General features: G+C 68.5%; 19 protein-coding genes. 12 read left to right on the forward strand and 7 right to left on the reverse strand.

Annotated elements, in window-relative coordinates; translation table 11 throughout:
• The first annotated feature begins 255 nt into the window (after positions 1 to 255).
• The 4 genes from IPG50_06610 (at position 256) to IPG50_06625 (ending at position 3,186) form a co-directional block, all read left to right on the forward strand.
• A complete protein-coding gene (locus IPG50_06610) occupies positions 256 to 750 on the forward strand; it encodes an SRPBCC family protein (GenBank protein ID MBK6691862.1) in 495 nt (164 codons plus the stop codon).
• Positions 740 to 1,108, forward strand: coding sequence for a helix-turn-helix transcriptional regulator (locus IPG50_06615; GenBank protein ID MBK6691863.1), 369 nt, complete (start codon positions 740 to 742; stop codon positions 1,106 to 1,108). The genes IPG50_06610 and IPG50_06615 overlap by 11 nt, the downstream gene beginning before the upstream one ends.
• Before the next feature lie 177 nt (positions 1,109 to 1,285).
• Positions 1,286 to 2,908, forward strand: coding sequence for a hypothetical protein (locus IPG50_06620; protein MBK6691864.1), 1,623 nt, complete (start codon positions 1,286 to 1,288; stop codon positions 2,906 to 2,908).
• 125 nt (positions 2,909 to 3,033) lie between these two features.
• On the forward strand, positions 3,034 to 3,186 hold the full coding sequence (locus IPG50_06625) for a hypothetical protein (protein MBK6691865.1): 153 nt from the start codon (positions 3,034 to 3,036) through the stop codon (positions 3,184 to 3,186).
• Between the two features lie 13 nt (positions 3,187 to 3,199).
• On the opposite strand, the gene IPG50_06630 is transcribed toward IPG50_06625, so the two are convergent.
• Complete coding sequence (locus IPG50_06630; GenBank protein ID MBK6691866.1) at positions 3,200 to 4,456, reverse strand: cyclic nucleotide-binding domain-containing protein; 1,257 nt, start codon at positions 4,454 to 4,456, stop codon at positions 3,200 to 3,202.
• A 346-nt stretch (positions 4,457 to 4,802) separates the two neighbouring features.
• On the opposite strand from IPG50_06630, the gene IPG50_06635 reads away from it, so the two are divergent.
• Both IPG50_06635 and IPG50_06640 read left to right on the forward strand, forming a co-directional pair.
• Complete coding sequence (locus IPG50_06635; GenBank protein MBK6691867.1) at positions 4,803 to 5,873, forward strand: PEGA domain-containing protein; 1,071 nt, start codon at positions 4,803 to 4,805, stop codon at positions 5,871 to 5,873.
• A 93-nt stretch (positions 5,874 to 5,966) separates the two neighbouring features.
• The gene (locus IPG50_06640; GenBank protein MBK6691868.1) at positions 5,967 to 7,400 is read left to right on the forward strand and encodes a hypothetical protein; all 1,434 of its coding nucleotides are present in this window, start codon (positions 5,967 to 5,969) and stop codon (positions 7,398 to 7,400) included.
• Positions 7,401 to 7,421: 21 nt separating this feature from the next.
• Here the strand turns inward: IPG50_06640 and IPG50_06645 are convergent, their stop codons facing one another.
• A complete protein-coding gene (locus IPG50_06645) occupies positions 7,422 to 9,179 on the reverse strand; it encodes a phospho-sugar mutase (protein MBK6691869.1) in 1,758 nt (585 codons plus the stop codon).
• 120 nt (positions 9,180 to 9,299) lie between these two features.
• On the opposite strand from IPG50_06645, the gene IPG50_06650 reads away from it, so the two are divergent.
• From IPG50_06650 to IPG50_06660, 3 genes are read left to right on the forward strand one after another with little or no spacing between them, the layout of a single operon-like run.
• A complete protein-coding gene (locus IPG50_06650; GenBank protein MBK6691870.1) occupies positions 9,300 to 9,563 on the forward strand; it encodes a hypothetical protein in 264 nt (87 codons plus the stop codon).
• Positions 9,560 to 10,855 carry an ABC transporter permease gene (locus IPG50_06655; protein MBK6691871.1) on the forward strand — a complete coding sequence of 432 codons (1,296 nt, stop codon included), beginning with the start codon at positions 9,560 to 9,562 and terminating at the stop codon, positions 10,853 to 10,855. Before IPG50_06650 ends, IPG50_06655 begins: the two co-directional genes overlap by 4 nt.
• The gene (locus IPG50_06660) at positions 10,852 to 11,904 is read left to right on the forward strand and encodes an ABC transporter permease (protein MBK6691872.1); all 1,053 of its coding nucleotides are present in this window, start codon (positions 10,852 to 10,854) and stop codon (positions 11,902 to 11,904) included. The genes IPG50_06655 and IPG50_06660 overlap by 4 nt, the downstream gene beginning before the upstream one ends.
• A 21-nt stretch (positions 11,905 to 11,925) precedes the next feature.
• Here the strand turns inward: IPG50_06660 and IPG50_06665 are convergent, their stop codons facing one another.
• Positions 11,926 to 12,258, reverse strand: a complete 333-nt coding sequence (locus tag IPG50_06665) for a hypothetical protein (GenBank protein MBK6691873.1) — start codon at positions 12,256 to 12,258, stop codon at positions 11,926 to 11,928.
• A gap of 242 nt (positions 12,259 to 12,500) precedes the next feature.
• Here IPG50_06665 and trxA point away from each other — a divergent pair, with 242 nt between their 5' ends.
• Both trxA and IPG50_06675 read left to right on the forward strand, forming a co-directional pair.
• The gene (gene trxA / locus IPG50_06670) at positions 12,501 to 13,193 is read left to right on the forward strand and encodes a thioredoxin (GenBank protein ID MBK6691874.1); all 693 of its coding nucleotides are present in this window, start codon (positions 12,501 to 12,503) and stop codon (positions 13,191 to 13,193) included.
• Between the two features lie 51 nt (positions 13,194 to 13,244).
• Positions 13,245 to 13,913 carry a hypothetical protein gene (locus tag IPG50_06675; protein MBK6691875.1) on the forward strand — a complete coding sequence of 223 codons (669 nt, stop codon included), beginning with the start codon at positions 13,245 to 13,247 and terminating at the stop codon, positions 13,911 to 13,913.
• On the opposite strand, the gene IPG50_06680 is transcribed toward IPG50_06675, so the two are convergent.
• Complete coding sequence (locus IPG50_06680; GenBank protein ID MBK6691876.1) at positions 13,907 to 14,407, reverse strand: hypothetical protein; 501 nt, start codon at positions 14,405 to 14,407, stop codon at positions 13,907 to 13,909. The genes IPG50_06675 and IPG50_06680 overlap by 7 nt on opposite strands.
• Positions 14,408 to 14,450: 43 nt before the next feature.
• Positions 14,451 to 15,311 (reverse strand): phosphatase PAP2 family protein, encoded by an 861-nt coding sequence (locus IPG50_06685; GenBank protein ID MBK6691877.1) that lies wholly within the window; start codon positions 15,309 to 15,311, stop codon positions 14,451 to 14,453.
• A gap of 73 nt (positions 15,312 to 15,384) precedes the next feature.
• Here IPG50_06685 and IPG50_06690 point away from each other — a divergent pair, with 73 nt between their 5' ends.
• Positions 15,385 to 15,927, forward strand: a complete 543-nt coding sequence (locus tag IPG50_06690; protein ID MBK6691878.1) for a transcriptional repressor — start codon at positions 15,385 to 15,387, stop codon at positions 15,925 to 15,927.
• A 28-nt stretch (positions 15,928 to 15,955) separates the two neighbouring features.
• Here the strand turns inward: IPG50_06690 and IPG50_06695 are convergent, their stop codons facing one another.
• Together IPG50_06695 and IPG50_06700 are read right to left on the reverse strand one after the other, a co-directional pair.
• Positions 15,956 to 16,567: a 5-formyltetrahydrofolate cyclo-ligase gene (locus IPG50_06695; protein MBK6691879.1), complete on the reverse strand. Its 612-nt coding sequence runs from the start codon at positions 16,565 to 16,567 to the stop codon at positions 15,956 to 15,958.
• The gene (locus IPG50_06700) at positions 16,564 to 17,418 is read right to left on the reverse strand and encodes a DNA adenine methylase (protein MBK6691880.1); all 855 of its coding nucleotides are present in this window, start codon (positions 17,416 to 17,418) and stop codon (positions 16,564 to 16,566) included. Before IPG50_06700 ends, IPG50_06695 begins: the two co-directional genes overlap by 4 nt.
• Positions 17,419 to 17,467: the final 49 nt, after the last annotated feature.

A 17,467-nucleotide genomic window follows, 5' to 3' on the forward strand; every position in this document is an offset into this window, starting at 1 on the left:
CGCGACTTATGGCTGAGCGGGCCCGGGGTGTCAAGGGGAGGAGCAGCGCTCTCCATTTCCCTTCGTTTTGACCCAAGGTTCCGTCCTGGGACCGGCCGAGTTCCCGGCAACACGACGGCGCGTGGTCCGCGCTGGACGGACGGGCACCGCCCTCGCGCCGCGACCGTAGCCCGAAACGCAGCCGTCGGAAAAGCAACCCTTTGGTTGCGCTTCCACCCCGTCGGCGCTACTCCATACGCAACCAAGAGGTTGCCCATGGACGACGTCCCCGATCGCATCGAGAAAAGCATCTTCCTTCGCGCGCCGCCGTCGCGCGTTTGGCGCGCCGTCAGCGACGCGAGCGCCTTCGGCGCCTGGTTCGGCGTGGTCTTTGATGGCCCCTTCGTGGCGGGAGCGCCGATGCGCGGACGCATCGTCCCGACGACCGTCGACGCCGAGGTCGCGAAGCTCCAGGAGCCGCATGCGGGAAAGCCCTTCGACATCACCGTCGACCGCATCGAGCCAGAGCGGCTCTTCTCGTTTCGATGGCACCCCTTCGCCATCGACGCGGCCGTCGACTACTCAAGCGAGCCCACGACGCTCGTGACGTTCGAGCTCTCGCCGGAAGGGGGAGGTACGCGGCTCACGATCACCGAGACGGGCTTCCACGGCGTTCCGCTGGCGCGTCGCGCCGCGGCCTTCCACGCCAACGACGGCGGCTGGGCTCACCAGTCGAAGCTCATCGAGAAGTATCTCGCGCATGGCGTCTAGTGTTCGCCACAACAGCCGCGCATCAAGCGCGCAGCGGGCACCGCCAGGCGCGGTTGTACCGGTCTTCGCAGCGCTCGGCGACGAGACGCGCCTCCGCGTCGTGGCTCGCCTGACGGAAGAGGGCCCGCTTTCGATCGCCAAGCTGACGGAGGGCTCGCACCTCACGCGTCAGGCCATGACGAAACACCTGCGCGTGCTCTCCGCGGCGGGCCTGCTTCGAGGTCGACGCGAGGGCCGCGAGAACGTCTTCGAGTTCGAACCGCGAAGGCTCGCCGAGGCGCGCGGCTACCTCGCTCGCATCTCCGAACACTGGGACGCGACCCTCGAGCGGCTGCGGGCCTTCGTCGAAGACGAATAAGACCGCGCTCGCTGTTAACTCCTCTGGCTGATCAGATTGGGCGGGTCATGGTGCCGTCAATCGCAGCCCTGCTCGAGCCCGCCGCGCGTCTGAGCGGCTTTCTCCGAGCAGCAGAGGAGAGCTCATGTCGCGCGCGTTTCTGTTTGTGGTCGCCGCCTTTGGATTGTCGCTCAACACATGCAACTCGGACGAGCACACCGACGAAAGCGACACGGCCGAATCGAAACTGATGGACCTCGCCTTTTCCGACGTCGTCACATCGCTGGCATACGGCAACACGACGACGGTCGCCTCGGCCCCGACGCGACGTTATCGAGCGGTTCGCTTCGATGGCAACGTCGGCGACGCCGTCACGATCTGGGTGCGTTCTTCCAGGACGCCCGAGCGTGGCTCATCGGGCCGGACTTCAAGAAGACGCTCGCGTCCAACGACGACGCCGACGGCACAACGAAAGACGCGCGCATCTCCTTCACGCTCACCAAGACGGGCTCGCACGATCGCCTTCCGCGAGAAGCAGTCGGCCCCACCTCGTTCGAGATTTCACTCGCCGCCGCTTCGTCGCCGCCGCCGGTGCCCCCGGTACCGCCGAGCAGCAACGCCACCGACCCTTGCGTCAAGCACCCCTGGCCCATGGCGGGCGGATGCCGAGATCGGCAGGGGCGTTCCACCGCGACCGGTCCGACTTCGCCGAAGATCGCGTGGAAGGTCGAGTTGCTGAAACAGCTCCCGGTCGACCAGCTCGTGGTCGACGCTGCGGGGACGACCTATGCGACGCAGGAGTCTTTCTTGACCGCGATCGCCGCCGACGGCACGACCCGTTGGTGGCAGCTCGCCGGGGGTAGGCTTGTCGATATCGCCATCGGTGGGGACGACGCACTCTACGCCTACGAGCAAGGTCGGCGACCCACGGTGAGAGGCGCCGTCGTGGTTCATTCGTTCGTCCGGTTCGCGCCGAACAACGGCGCCCGAAGCGTCCTCTTCTCGGAGGAGGTAGGCTCCGACCGACTCCCTAGGAAGGTGACGCCGCTGGCAGATGGCTCGGTGCACTTCGGCGCCCCAGCGGAGCTCGAAGACGAAAGCGCGGTCGTCGGTGGCGTCGCGTCCGCGAAGCGCTACGCGCCGACCACGAAGGCGCTCTCGAACGCGACTGCGCTCTTCTCGCCGTCACGCCGCGCAGACGTGCCGGGCGGAGGCTGGCTGAAGTCCGATTCCAAGTACATCGCGCCAGGCAGCGGCGATCGGGACTTCTGGGTCGATCGCTACAGCGCCTCCGGCGCCCTCGTGTCCCACGCGGCGCCCTTGCAGCTTTGGGGCGTCGCGCCCGGCGGCACCGTGTGGGCCGTCACGCCCGACCCCTTCCACAACTGGGGATCGTTCGGGTGGCCAAGCGTGCTTCGGCAAGACGGAACATCAACCAAGGTCTCCACGGCACATGCACAGACCTCCCCTTTCGGCGTCGCCATCGGCGCCGACGATTCGGTCGTGTTCACCAGCACCGACACGTCGAAGCCCGCGAACCAACAGAGCTCCATTTCCAAGTACAGCAAGACCGGCACGCTCGTCTTCGAGGCCACGGTCCCCTTGGAGGGCGGCGCCATCGTCCTCGACGCTGCAAGCAACATCTACGGCGGCGGCGTGGCTTTCAGCGCATCGGGAGCGCCCCTGTGGACCTCATGGTCGACCGGGAGTTGGCTCCCCGCGCAAGATCTGATCGCGCTGGGCCCGAACCGCACACTGATGGCCACGTGGAGCCGTCCGAGCGCCTTGGGCATCGTCTACGCGCTCCGCGACACCCCTTGAGGCGTCGAGGCCGAAAGCCCGCGGAACCCCGACGGGCAGCGACGACCCAACGGCCGCCGAACCGCGTCGCGGTCTCTTTGCTCCGTTGTCACAGCGTCGACGCACGGGGCGACTAGCCTTGCAACATGGACAGCCATGGGTTTGACGAAACGTGGGCGAACGCGCCCGAGACCGATGCTCGCATCGGCGCCAGTGAGTTCTTGCGTGTCGTCGAGGAGCGCGCCACCGAGGAGGCGTTTGGCTCGGGCGAAGCTCGCCCCTCCGACGACCAAGGTTAAGAGAGGGGGCTGATCAGCGCTCTGACTCGGCGGGCCCCGAGTTTCGGCGGAGCCCCGACACGCGGACGTGTTGCTCGAGGTTGCGGAAGCGCTGGGCGAGCGCGCGAACGAGGGCGCCGCTCCAGCCTTCGAGCCCGAGCCCCTCGTTCATGGTCGCCTTGTCCAAGACGAGCACCACGACGCGGTCCATGGCCACGACGGAGGCGGCGCGCGGCTCTTCGAGGAGCAGCGCCATTTCGCCGAAGACCTCGCCGGGCTCCATCACGCTGAGCGTCTCTTCCTGACCGTCGACGGTGCGGTACGCACGGCACCGACCGTTGACGATCATGTACGCGGCGTCGCCGGGATCGCCTTCGCACATGATGACGGTGCCGGGCTCGAACAACTTGCGCGGCAAGTGGAGGCCGCCGAGCAAGAAGTCGTGGACGTCGCGCTGAAGCTCCGCGACGGTCTGGTAGCGCTCTTTCGGGTTGATGGCCGTCGCCTTCTGGATGATGGCGCGCATGCGTCGCGAGATGCCGACCTTCTGGGCGACGTCGTCGATGGGGCGAATTTCGCCCTTGAGCGCGCGCTCCAAGATGACGCGACCGTCGGGGTGATCGCCGTAGGGACGCTTGCCGCTCACCAGCTCGTAGAGCATCGCTCCGAGGCCGAAGATGTCGCAGCGCTCGTCCATGATGGTCGGGTCGCCCTTGGCCTGCTCGGGCGCCATGTAGTCCGGCGTGCCGACGGCGCCGGGCGCGTTCATCTGGGAGTTTTTGCCCGACGCCGGCTGCGTGCGCGTGAGCCGCGAGAGGCCCCAGTCCATCAGGTAGACCTGACCGAACTCGCCAACCATGAGGTTGGCGGGCTTCAAGTCGCGGTGGATGACCCCGCGGTGGTGCGCGTAGGCGACGGCGTCGCAGAGCCGGAGGAAGATCTCGAGACCCTTCGTCATGCGCTCCGGCGAGCCGACGGGATGTTTCTTGTACCAACCGTCGAGGCTGGACCCTTGCACGAGCTTCATCGTGAAGTAGGGCACGCCGTTGTCGACGGCGAGCTCGTGCACCGGGACGATGTTCGGATGCTCGAGTTGGCCTGCGATCTGCGCCTCGGCGATGAAGCCCTCGACGTGAAGCGCTCGCTGACGAGGCCCTTGTCGAGGCGCTTGAGCGCCACGTGACGGAGCAGGTTGCGATCCGTCGCAGGATGCACGTGTCCCATGCCGCCGCGGCCGAACTCCTTGTAGACGCGGAGGTGCGCCGGCGTGGGGATCTTCTCTTTCGCGCACTCGTCAGGGGTCACCTCGTGCGCCCCTCCGACGGGGATCGACTCAATGACGTAGACGGGCGGCAGCTCTTGGTCGCGGCTGGGATCGGCCATGGTTCGAGAGCGAGTCGTGCCATTTCCACGGCCCCGATGGAACAGGCACGGGCGGGCCCTGCGAAGGACCCCGGCAAGGGCCCCCCGCGTCAGGCCCACATCGGCACCCCTGGCCCCTGAAGGATCGCCAGTCCATCGCCGCCTTTGAGCGGCTGCCGCCACAACAGACGATGCTTGGTGGACGGTACGGACCGGCGCTGCCGACTTGATTTTTCCAGTATTTCCCCTGGCACTCGTGTTGCTCGCGGGCAGGCATGACTCGGCCTCCCTCGGCCCCCCTTCGGGTCCTGCTCCTCGCCGCATGGGGCGTGCTTCCGGCTGTCGGCTACGCGGCGCCCCCTTCCCCCGAGGCGCGGGCCCGACCCGAGGTGCGGGTCGAAGCGGAGATTCGCGGCGCGTTGAAGAAGGGCGACCTCGAGGCGGCGGCGGAGAAGGTTCAAAAGGCCCGCGACGCCGACCCCTCATCGGCGGCCCTCGCCCTCTTGGCGGCTCAAATCAAAACAAAGCAGGAAGAGCCCGCGGGCGCGATGCGCGCCTACCAGGACTACCTGAGGCTCGCCGGCGCGAGCGCGCCCACCAAAGAGCGCGCGGAAGCGGTGATGAAGATTCAAGACCTCTCCGTCGAGGTCGGCTCCATTGTGGTTCGCGCCAAAGCGAAGGGCGCGCGCGTGCTCGTCGACGGAACCTTCGTCGGCGTCACGCCGCTGCCCGAGCCGGTGCCCGTGATGCCCGGCAAGCACGTCCTCGCGCTCGAGGGCAGCAGCGCGAAGGCGACCGTCTCCGTGAAGGAAGAGCAATCGGTCACCGTCGAGCTCGAAGGTGCGGCGCCAGCGTCGGTCGCCACCGCCGGACCAGCAACCGCGCCCACGACCGCATCGTCGAAGAAGGGCGCCAAGGAAGCGCCCGCCAAAGAGCCTGCGAAGGAAGCGGCGAAGGAGACGCCGCAGGAGACGCCCCTCGACCGACGCCCCATCTGGAAGGAGCTGGACCCCTTCGCGCCGGAGAAGCCGGAGAAGGCTGAGGGACCGGCCGCCGCGGCCGCGGCGGCTCCCAAAGGAAGCGCCCGCGCCCGCCGGTGGCGGTGGCTCGCGAAAGCGTGTCGGCTTCGTGGCGGCCGGCGCGCTGGCCGTCGGCTCGGCGGCGACCGCCGTCTTGGCGTCGGCGGCGATCTCCGATTTCGAGTCCAAGAAGGACACGCTCGGCACGACACGCGACGAGCTCGAGAGCGCGCAAGGCAAGGCGACGCTCCTCGCGGGCGTGTCGGTGGCTCTCGGCGTGGGCGCCATCTCCGTCGTGACCATCACGCTCCTCTCGGGTCGCGGTGAGGCGAAGGCAGACGCAAGCCCGGGCACCAAGCCGGCGCCGACGCTCGGGCTCTTCATGGCGCCGTCGTTCGTGGGCGCGCGAGGGACGTTCCAATGAGCGCCCCCGCGACCCCGGCCGGGCGCGCGTTCTTGTTCGCGGCGGCGGGCCTCTTGGCAGCGTGCTCGGCGCTCTTCGAAGAGCCTGCACAGTGCAAGACCGACGAGGACTGCGGGAGGTTCGCCGGCACCGTCTGCAACACCTCGGGCATGTGCGAAGCGCCGGGGTTGGCGCGCGAAGGCTCGATCGCCCCGGCGGCGCCGGCCGGCAGCGGCGCGGCCGCACCGGCGGAAGGAACGACGCCCCCCGGCACCCCACCACCGGTCGTCGTCGAGACGTGCCCGGCGCTGGCGACGAGACCGGAAGTTGCGCTCGCGGGAGGCGCTGCGGCGACCGCCACGGACATCACCGCCGACGTCACGCTCGACTGCAACACGACGAGCCTCCTTCGCGGCACGGTGACGGTCCAAGCCGGTGCCACGTTGACGATCAAAGCCGGCACGGTGATCAAGGCGGAACAAGACGCGGCGCTCGTTATCGCGCAGGGCGCGAAGCTGGTGGTGACGGGCAACCGCGAGCAGGCGGTGATCTTCACGAGCGCGGCGGCAACGCCCGGCCCGGGACAGTGGAAAGGTGTCGCCGTCCTCGGCAAAGCGCCGCCGGCCGGAAACGTCAATGGAGTCGACTACGGCGGCGACGTCGAGGCCGACTCGTCGGGCTCACTTCAATACGTTCGCGTGGAATACGCGGCGCAGGGCCCTCTCGCTCCTTGGCGTCGGCAGCGGCACCTGGTGGACGGCGTCCAGGTGCGAAAGACCACCGATAACTGCTTCACCATCAACGGCGGCCGCGTCGACCTCAAGCACCTTGTCTGCCAATACCCGGCCGACGAGATGTTCGAGCTCAACGCCGGCTACCAAGGGCGAGCGCAGTTTCTCGTGGGACAGCGTACCCCCGACGCAAGGAGGCGGCCACCACGGGCTCCTCGTCGACAACGCGAAGCTCGTCGCGTCGAACGTCACCCTCTGCGGCGCCGATCAGGCGAATCAGGGCCGCGGGCTCATGTTGCGCAACAACGCCGCGCCGGCTCTCTCGAACGTGATCGTGCGCGGCTTTGCCGTGGGCATGGACGTCCGGGTGCCCAAGGCGCGCCCTTCGAGCTCAAGAGCTCCGTCTTCAACGGCAACACCGCGGACAACGTCGCCACCGACGAGAACTCGACCGATCCCCAGAGTCCGCTCTTCGACGACGATCAGGGCTTCAACGAACGGACGTTCTTCTCCGACGCGGCGCGCAAGAACGTCGAGACTGATCCGGGCTTCGCGTGCTTCTCCCCGACCGGTCCGAGCTTTGCGCCGCCCACGCAGCTCACCGGGGATGCGCCGCCCGCCGACGCGTTCTTCGAAGCGACGGCCGCCTACGCCGGCGCCGTGCGCGACGGGACTGGCGATTGGACGAAGGACGCGTGGCTGCGGTGGAGCGCTGACTAGCGCGCCTGAGCCGCTCCTGAGCTACGAGACGGCGCGGATGAAGTCGTCGCGCACGGCCGTGAGCGTCGCCTTGGCGCGGCTTCGCGCCGCGTCGATGGCCTCACCGGGACGGACCGTTTCGCAGACATCGAAGTAGAACTTGATCTTCGGCTTCGTGCCGCTGGGGCGCGCAATGACGCGACTTCCACCTTCGAGCTCGAAGGTGAGGACGTTGGAGGCCGGCAGCGTGAGGGGCGTCACGGTGCCAGAGCTCTGGTCGGTGCGCGTCTTCGCCTCGTAGTCGCGAAGCGCGGTCAACCCGAAGGGCCCGAGTCGCGAGGGTGCCTTCTTCCGCAGGCCGGTCATGATGGCCTTGATGGCCGCGGCGCCATCGGCGCCCTTCTTCGTGACGTTGACCTGCTCGCTCACAAACAGCCCGTATTCCCGGGCGAGCGCGTCGAGTTGGTCCAAAACGGAGCGCCCCTGTGCGCGAAGCTCGGCCACCATGTCGGCGAAGACCGTCGCCGCCGCGACACCGTCCTTGTCCCGCACGAGGGTACCGACCGTGTACCCAAGGGCTTCCTCAAAGCCGAAGACGAAGCGCGTTTGGTCCGACGCAGCGAGCGCGAGCGCCCGTGCAGCGATCCACTTGAAGCCCGTCAACGTCTCGTCGTAACGGGCGCCGAAGCGCGCCGCCATCACGGACAACATCGGCGTCGACACCACCGTCGTGATGACGAGCTGCGCGCCCATGGGAAGGCCCGCCGCCTTGGCCCGGGTGAGCAGGTGGTGCCCGAGCAGGACGCCCACCTGATTACCGGTAAGCTGCACGTATTCGCCATCTCCCCCACGCACCGCCACCGCGAGCCGGTCGGCGTCGGGGTCGTTGGCGAGGACGAGCTCGGCGCTCTCCTGTTTCGCGAGGGCGAGGGCCAGGTCCATGGCGCCTTTCTCCTCGGGGTTGGGGAACGCGACGGTCGGGAAGCGGCCATCCGGCGTCATCTGCTCCGCGACGGGGAAGACCCTCCCAAAGCCCGCTTCCGCGAGGGCCTTCGTGGTCAGCGCGCCGCCGACGCCGTGGAGCGGCGTGTAGACGATGGAGAAGTCCCGGGGGGACGTCCCGGGAGCGAGCTCACGAACCCTGTCGAGGTACGCGCGTTCGACGGCGCTGGGCACGTCGCGAACGAGGCCTAGACGGCGCGCCTCGCCGAGGTCCATCCGCGCGATGGCGTTCGGTGCGGGCGCCTTCTCGATGAGCGACTCGACCTCTTGATCGATGGGCGACACGATCTGGGACGCCGTGGGACCGTAGAGCTTGTAGCCGTTGTATTCGGGCGGGTTGTGGCTGGCCGTGACGACGACGGCGGCGGCGGCGCCGAGCTCGGCCGCGGCGAAGGCTACGAGCGGCGTCGGTTGGCAGGTGTCGAAGAGGTGCGCTCGGATGCCCATCGCCGCGAGCACCGCCGCTGTGTCTTCGGCAAAGGCGCGGCTCATGCGGCGCGCGTCGTGGCCCACGACGACGCCGTTCGCGAGCGCCTCCGGCGTCATGCGCGCCTTGAGCCACTGGCCGAGGCCGTAGGACGTCATGATGACCACGGCGCGGTTCATGCGATTCGGGCCGGCGCCGATGACGCCGCGAAGGCCTGCCGTGCCGAACTCGAGCCGCATGGCGAAGCGGTCGGCGAGCTCTGCCTCGTTGGCCTCCGCGATCAGCGCTTCGAGCTCGGCGCGGCTTTCAACGTCGGGATCGGCATCGGCCCACGCGCGAGCCTTGGCCAGGAGATCAGTGGGTAGTCTCATCGTCTGCCACCTTCGCTTTTCGCGGCGCCGATCGCAAGAACCCCCGCAAGCGGCGCTCGCGGTGTCGCGCGCCGTGCTTTTCGTGCCCGTGGCGGGCGTTCGAGCCCATAATCGCGGGCCGTGCTTCGCTACGCGCTCCGGCGAATACTCTGGGCCATCCCGGCGCTCATCGGGATCAGCCTGGTCGTGTTCCTTATCTCGACGCTCATTCCCGACGTCGGGCCAGGCACGCTCGCGGCGCGCATGGCGCTCCTCGCGAGCGATCCGGCGGCCTACGACGCGTTTACGGAGAACCGCCGAGCGCGCTCCGCGGACCTGCCGCGATTTTTGACGTCACGCCCGACGACGTCCGTTCGCGCGCCGACGCGGCCGTCAAGCACGTGATCGCCAAGGATGCGGAGGCGCCGCTCGCGGCCTACGAGCTCGGAAAGTTGGGCGGCGCGGCCTTCCCCTACATCTTGCCAAAGCTCGACAACCTGAGGCCCGACGAACGCGGGCTCGTCGCCGTGGCGCTCGCGCCGGCGGCAGAGAGGATGGGGCTCGGGGAGGCCGAGGTGCTCCGCGATCCGGCGCGCGCGGCGACCTTCTGGACCCGCTTCTGGGAGGAGCGGAGCCTCGACTTTCGCGAGCCCGCCGCGCGGCGCGTCGTCGATCGCTACCTTCGCGAGCCCACGCCCGCGCGCGAGCATGATCTCGTGGAGCTCGACACCTTCGTGGTGCCGCTGCTCGTGGCCGCGCTGCGCACGGCGACAACGACCGCGGAGCAGCGCCTTGTCGTCAATCAGCTCGCTCGCGCGGCGGGCCGTCCGAAGGCGCGCTTCCCCGACGAGGAGACTGCCCGCACGACCGCACGCGACATCGCGAACGAGTGGGAGAGCTTCTGGTTCGAGAGTCACACGTATTTCGAGCCGCTCGAGGGCGCGTCGCGCGTCGCCGCCACGATCACCGAGACGCGCTACGGCCGCTGGCTCGGCAAGACGCTGACGGGCCGCTTGGGCTTCAGCGTCCGTGACGGAAAGCCGATCCTCGAGAAGCTCATCACGCGCTCACCGATCACGGTGGGCCTCGCTGCGATGGCACTGGCGCTGGCGCTAGCGCTGGCCGTTCCCGTCGCGCTGGTGTCGGCCACGCAACGGGGACGCGCCATCGACCACGGCCTCGCCATCGGCCTCTTCGTTCTCTACTCGGCGCCGACCTTCTGGCTCGCGCAGCTCCTCTCGAACTTTGCCCCCAAGACCTCGGGAGAGCTCGTCTTGCCAGTGCTCGCGCTCGCCGCTCCCGTCACGGCGCTCACGGCCCGCTACCAGCGGGCCGCGCTCCTCGAGGTCTTGAGTCTCGAATACGTGCGAGCGGCGCGCGCGCGCGGCGCCGGGGGCCTTCGCCTGCTCTTCCTCCACGTGTTGCCCAACGCCATCGCGCCGACCTTGTCGCTGGCCGGCGTGCTCTTGCCCCAACTCTTCGGAGCGGCGTTCGTCGTTGAAGAAGTCTTCGGCCTCGAGGGACTCGGCTTCGAGTCGGTGCGCGCCGTCGAAGCGAGCGACCACGCGTGGCTCGTGGCCGTCACGATGCTCAGCGCGGTTATTTGCTCCGTGGGTCTCATCGCCAGCGATCTGGCGGCCGGCATCATCGATCCTCGCGTCCGTGAGCTGCTCCGCCGCCGCGGGAGGGCTGCATGACGACCGCCGGCACCCGCGAGCGCGTGTCGCTCCACGACGCGCGTCCGGCATACGTGCTGCCCGCGCGCGAGAGCTCGGTGCGGCGTGCCCTCGACCAGCTGCGCCGCAAGCCAGCGGCGTTCGCGGCGCTGGTGTTCCTCGCGTCGCTGATCTTCGTGTCGGTATTCGCCGAGCTCCTGGCGGCCGACCTGCCGCTCTTTGCTCGCATCGGCGGCAAGACCTTCGTCCTCCCCGCCGTCACGCGGCCGCCGGAGCTCGCGAACCAGAATTGCCAAACCCTCGAGCGGTCGCGGACGGCCGCCGACACGATGGTCTTCCCGCCGGTCCGCTACGGCGCGGAGACGCGGGCCGAAGGAGGAGCTGGCCATCTTCTCGGCACCGACGCCAAGGGACGCGACGTCTTCGCGCGGGCCGTCTACGCGACGCGCACGACGGTCACGTTGGCGCTCGCCTGCGCCCTCGCTTTCGTCTTCATCGGCACGCTCTTCGGCGCCGCCGCGGGCTTCTTTGGCGGCATCGTCGATGGCGTGCTCACACGGCTCATCGAGACGCTCACGGCCTTTCCGCCGCTGGTGCTCGTCTTGGCGATTCAGGCGATGTTGCCCAAGCCCACGCTGCTCACGATGCTCGCCGTCATCGGCCTTATCCGCTGGCCCGAGATCGCCCGCGTGGTCCGCGCCGAGATGCTCAGCGTCGTGTCGCGCGACTACGTCACGGCGGCCCGTGCCCTCGGCGCATCACCGCTCCGCATCCTGGCCTTGCACGTGGCCCCCAACGTCAAAGGGCCGGTGCTGGTCGCCGTGACGTTTGCCCTCGGGTCGGTGGTGCTCGTCGAGGCGTCGCTCTCGTTTTTGCACGTCGGCGTCCCCGAGGGCACGCCGTCGTGGGGCGCGATGCTCAGCGACGTGAGCCGCACCGGCGGCTCGCCGTGGCTCTTGATCCTTCCCGGCGTGCTCTTGTTCTCGTGCCTCGTGTCCATCAACGTGGTGGCGGAAGCGCTGCGCGACCTGCTCGATCCGAGGCTCGCCTCGGAAGCGCCGCAGAAGTGAGGGCGCGTCGCGTCGACGCGGTCAAATGCCGGCCGCGGCGTCGCAGCCCTCCGCGCAGCCGATACCCCACGCGCCAACAAACGCGATGAACACGAAAGGCAGCAGCGCGTTTCGCGCGAGCACGGGGGCGCGGTCGATGAGAATCGACAGGAGCGCTATGCCGCCGAGCAACATCCACAAGTGCCAGAGGGCGGCAAGGGGCGGCTCCTGCCGGAGGTGGCGGGCACTTGGCATGAGAACGTCTCGGAGCAAGGCCCAGACGAAGACGGGAAACACTGCGAGCGCTGCGGTGCAAACCGACTCCCGGACGCCGCGATCCTTGACCCTGCAGGCGTAGACGCCGCCCACGACCATGGCGGACGTGCTCGCCAGAAAGGCCCGCAGCTCCCAGCTCGGAATAAAACCACCGGCTCTCCTCCCTCGCCTCGCATCGCGGCCGTCGCGTGAAGCGAGGCCTGTGGCCGTAGGCAACGCCTGACGTCCAAACGGCATTCGGGTTCGAGTGAGGAATCCTCCCCGCCCTCGCCCCCTCCCCGCCCCGCCAGAGGCCGCCAGAGGTGGACACCCGGCAACCTGGTCCTTATGTTGCCAGCCCCATGATCATCGGTGGAAACGCAGGACGGCCTCCGGCGGGCGGCGGCGCGAGCAATTCGGACATCGTCAACGTCAGCGAGCGGGAATTCGAGAAAGAAGTCCTGCGCAGCCAGACGGCCGTTCTCATCGAGTTTTCGGCCGAATGGTGCCAGCCGTGCAAGGCCATCGCGCCGGAGGTCGAGGCCCTGGCCAAGGAGCTCCGCGGCAAGCTCAAGGTCGTGAAGGTCGACGTCGACAAGTCGCCGGTCATTGCTCAGCAGCTTCGCGTGCAATCGGTGCCCACGTTCATGGTCTTCGCGGAAGGCCGCATCGTGGACGCGCAGGTCGGTGCGCTGCGCAAGAAGCAGCTCAAAGACATGGTCGAGCCGTTCTTGCCGCGCGCGGAAGGCGCCATCAAGGCGCGCGAGCTCGCCGAGCTGCTGAAGGCCGGCGCCGTCGTCCCCGTGGATACGCGTGACGCGAGCGCGTACGGCCGCGCGCGCATTCCCGGCGCCAAACACCTGGACGGCACTGAGCTCGAGACCCGGCTGGCGGAGCTCTACATGATCGCGGACCGGCCGGTCCTCTATTGCCGCTCCGGCGACAAGACCAAGGAGCTTGCCGCGCGGCTGGCCGAGCAAGGCGTCCCCGTCGCGTTCGTCGAGGGCGGCTTTCTCGCGTGGGAGGCTGAGGGCCTGCCCATCGAGCGCCCCTGACGCCTCCGATTTGCGCACGCATCGGGCACGCGCGTTGCTGTCGCACGAGCCATGACGCTCCGATCGCTGTCGCAAGGCCTAGTTGCGCTCCTGCCCTTGTTCGCCCTCGCGTGCGGTGACTCTCCAGACGCTGCGAGCGCGGAGTCGCACGATCCTTTGTCGTTCAAGACCGCCGTCGAGCGCTCGCTAGCGGAGCCCATGGCCGTTCCCACCGGCACGCCCATCGGCCGGGAGCTCGACGCCGTGGCCGCCGAGAAGGTCGTCTCCATTTCGCCGAAACGCAGCGAGTCCCGCGATGGCGAGCGCGTTTGCACCACGCTCGACTACGTCGCGGCCGCTGGCCGGTGGCAGCGACTTCGATGCACGGCGCCCGCGGAGGTCGATCGCGTGGACGTCCTTAGGCTCTACCCGGCGGGGAGCCGGACCCCCACCCTCATTTACGCCGACGGCAACGGTGACGGGCGCGTGGACCGCTTCTCGGACGATGGCGAAGGCGCGAGCTTGGTCGCGCTCGAAGACGAAAACTACGACGGCCGCGTCGACCGCATGATTGAGTCGGTCGCCTCGCTTCCCGATTTTGCCTTCGACCGGTATCCCGGCTGCGAGGTCATCGGCGAGCTGGCCAACCGCATTCTCGAGGACCGAAATCGAGACGGCCGCTTCGAAACCGAATCGGTCACGGCCAAGGCCAGCACGCGCTCGTGGCTCCGCTGCTATTGAGCTCGAGCCGGACGGGCCGCGCGCTCCAAACCGTAGAAGAACGCCGCGATGACGAACCACACGCCAAGGTGTGTGGCCACGAGGGCGCCGTCGCCGAGGACCACGGCGCGAATCGCCGACGCGAACGTCGCGCGCGCCGCATCGGGCTCCGGCGGATCGATGACGAGCATCACAAAGGTGCTCAGCAGATCGGTGCCGAAGAGGACCAACCACGCGAACGCGCCGGCCCACAGGCTCGAGTCTGAGTCTCGACGTTCGTGTTCGTCGAACCGGTCCATCGCGCGATGGGTGAGCCGATGGCCAAGCGACACGAAGAGCCACGGCGAGAGGATCAGGAGCAGGAAGCCGGCCATCGCGACGCGCGGTGACTTATCGAGCCAATCGATGAGGCGAGGAACAACAGCTGCGGCGAGAACGCCGAACGCAAAGCGGCCTCCAAGCAGAAGGCCCGCGCTAAGGAGTGCGGCGGGCAGAAGGGATTTCGGTCGCTCCATGGCCCGCCGAGCATAGCGGACCGCGGCGCCTCGCGTTCTCTGCTCAGAAAGCGCCCCCCAGTGAAAAGCTCGCGGGCGAGGGCGCGGCCGTAGGGCCGCCGTCCAGGCTGGGCCGATGAAAGAGGTAGGGCACGAAGACGCCGATGGCAGCGCCCATCGCCGCACCAACGAGGACGTCGCTCAGGTAGTGCCGGTCGGCGGCGATGCGCAGCCCTCCCGTCAACGCCGCGAGCGGCAGGCCTGCGCCGAGCACCAGCGGTGCGAGCTTGGAGCCGTGCATAGCGAGAACCGTCGCGCTCGCACCCACGGAAGAAAAAGCTAGCGTCGTGTGCCCCGAATAAAACGAGAGGTTGTCGTCGACCTTCGCGAGCAGCGCGCGCTCGGCGGGACTCCGGAAGTGCGCATACGGCCGCTCCCGCGCGACGACGAACTTCGTGAGCTGATTGACCGCGAGCGAGAGCATGACCGCCTCCGAGACCACGAGGGCATCGGCGCCCACTCGCGCTTTGGAGGCCGTGTCGTCGGCGCGAGCGGCAGCGATGTTGGTCCCGAGCGCGGCCGCCGGCAGGGCTCCCGCCAAGACGGTGCTGAGCACGTGCGCCGTCTCTTGAGCCGAAGGCTTGAAGACGAGCGCGCGCCGAGCTTCGCGGTCGATGGCGTTCAACGTGTCTCGCTCACCGTCACGAGAGCAGAGCCGGCACGCGCCGGGGCCCAGGCGATCCTTCCCGAGCTCGGAGACGGCGACGGCGCCGGCCGCCGCCAGGGTGACCGTGAGATCGAGCCCGAGGTCGTACGTCAGCTCGCGATCCGCCGCGGCGGCCGGGCGCGGGCTCGCCACAACCAAGAGCACGGCAAGCCCGCCCCCCACCCAGAGGGCGCTGCACGGCTGGGCCGACCGCAACATGGCCGCATCGTAGCGCGGAGGACGATCGAGGCGACACGGGCGGCTCGTTTGCTCTACCCTTCGTCCTTCGCCAATGGTCACCGGCAAATCCAAGAGCACGAGCGATCCGCCGCGCGCCCCGCGGGCCACCGAAGGGCGCAAGGCGGCCCACGAAACGCCCGTCGATCGCGAGGCGGTGCTCGCTCACTTCCGCGAGGTCTTGATGGCGCACATGGCCAAGCAGGGCCTGCGCTCCACGGACCAGAGACGTGCCATCGTGGAAGCGTTCTTTCGTGCGCCCAACCACGTCTCCATCGAGGAGCTCTTGGCGCAGGTGCGGGCGGAACAACCGGGCGTCGGCTACGCCACCGTGTATCGCACCCTCAAGCTGCTCGCCGAGTGCGGCGTCGCGCACGAGCGCCAGTTCGGAGACGGCCTCACCCGCTACGAGCTCGCCGACGACTCAGCGCACCACGACCACCTCATTTGCGTCGAATGCGGCGACATCACGGAGTTCGAGGAGCCGAAGATCGAGGCCCTCCAAGAAGACATCGCGCGCCGCTATGGCTACGCGCTCCGCACCCACAAGCACGAGCTCTACGGCGTCTGCCCCAGCTGCCAGCAAAAGAAGTCCTGAAACGGCGACGCGGCTCGGCGGACGCGGGTCATCGCGCCGTTTCGACGGACACCGCGAGGACTCGCTTGTCGGTGACCACGTAGTCGCAGGCCACGTCGGTCGGCGTAGCGGGCACCTCCATCAGCAGTTGATACTCGAAGGCCACAACGACGGCGCTCGCCGGGGGCCGAAACCGCGGGAGCGTTCGATCGTAGTAGCCCGCGCCGTAGCCGAGGCGATGGCCCGTAGGCGCGACGGCAAGCGCGGGCACGACGACGAGGTCGAGCTCGTCGGCTTCCGGCGCGCTGACGGGGGGCTCGGAGAATCCGAACCCGGCCTCCTCCAACTCGTCGGGACTCGCAAAGCGAAACGTCATGACGCCGGTATCGGGATCGATGGCCGGATAGGCAATCTGAACACCGCGGCCGCGGAGGGTCGTGTCGAGGGGTCGGAGGTCGACCTCGTGCTTGTCTTCGATGGGCCAAAAGAGCGCGACGCGCTGCGCGTCCTTCACGACCTCGAGCGACGCGAGCCGTTCACGAATCTCTCGGGAACGCTCCTGGCACGCAGCGAGCGGCGCCGTCTTGCGCAGGCCACGCATGCGCTTTCTGAGCTCGGCCTTCACGCGCCGCGCAAGCTGCTCATCCGGTCCTTCGTTCATGATGAGAGCACCTTCGACTTCTCGGACCAGGTCATGACGATGAGCTCGGCGGCGTCGCCGCGCTTCATCGGATCGCGATTGATGTGTCTCCGCATCTGCACGGTGCGCATGGAGAGGCCGTCGTAGAGCCTGCGCGTCTCCTTCGTATCAGCGTTGGAGAGCAGCGCACGCACACCACGCGTTTTGAGGGCACGAAGCTCGGCCGACAAGCGCTGTTGTTCGGCGGGGCCAAACTTTTCGGCTGAGTAGGCGGTGAAGTCGGCGGTCTTGGACACGGGCACGTAGGGCGGGTCGAAGTAGACGAAGTCGCGGCGTGTTACGCCGGCCGTCGCCTCGGAAAAATCCGCGAGGAGAATCTCGACGCCCGCGAGAAGCTTCGACGCCTCACGCAGGTGCTCCGCATCCAAGATGGTGGGGTTCGTGTGGCGACCAAAGGGCACGTTGAACTGCCCCTTCGAGTTGACGCGCCAGAGCCCGTTGTAGCAAGTCCGGTTGAGGAACAAGAGCCGCGCCGCCCGGGCGGCGTCGCTCATCGCCTTGGGGTCTTGGGCGCGCGTCGCGTAGTAGAGCTCCCGATCGTAGCGATACGGCTGGAGCGCCTCGACGACGTCCTCGACGGAGTCGCGCACGGCGCGGTAACAGGTCACAAGCTCCGCGTTCCGGTCCGCGAGCCGTGCGTGCCGAAACTGACCGGCGCCGTCCTTGTCGCGGGTGCGTCGCGCGAGCTCGAAGAAGAGCGCGGCGCCACCGGCAAACGGCTCGACGTACGTGTCGATCGACTTCGGCACGTTCTTCAGAAGCTCGGGCAAGAGCCGCGACTTCCCGCCGGCCCACTTGACGATCGGCTTCACGGGCCGGGAGTACCCGGAAGCCGGGATCGCGGCAAGCTCGAGTGCAGCC

Source organism: Myxococcales bacterium, assembly GCA_016703425.1.
Classification (GTDB): Bacteria; Myxococcota_A; Polyangia; order Polyangiales; family Polyangiaceae; genus JADJCA01.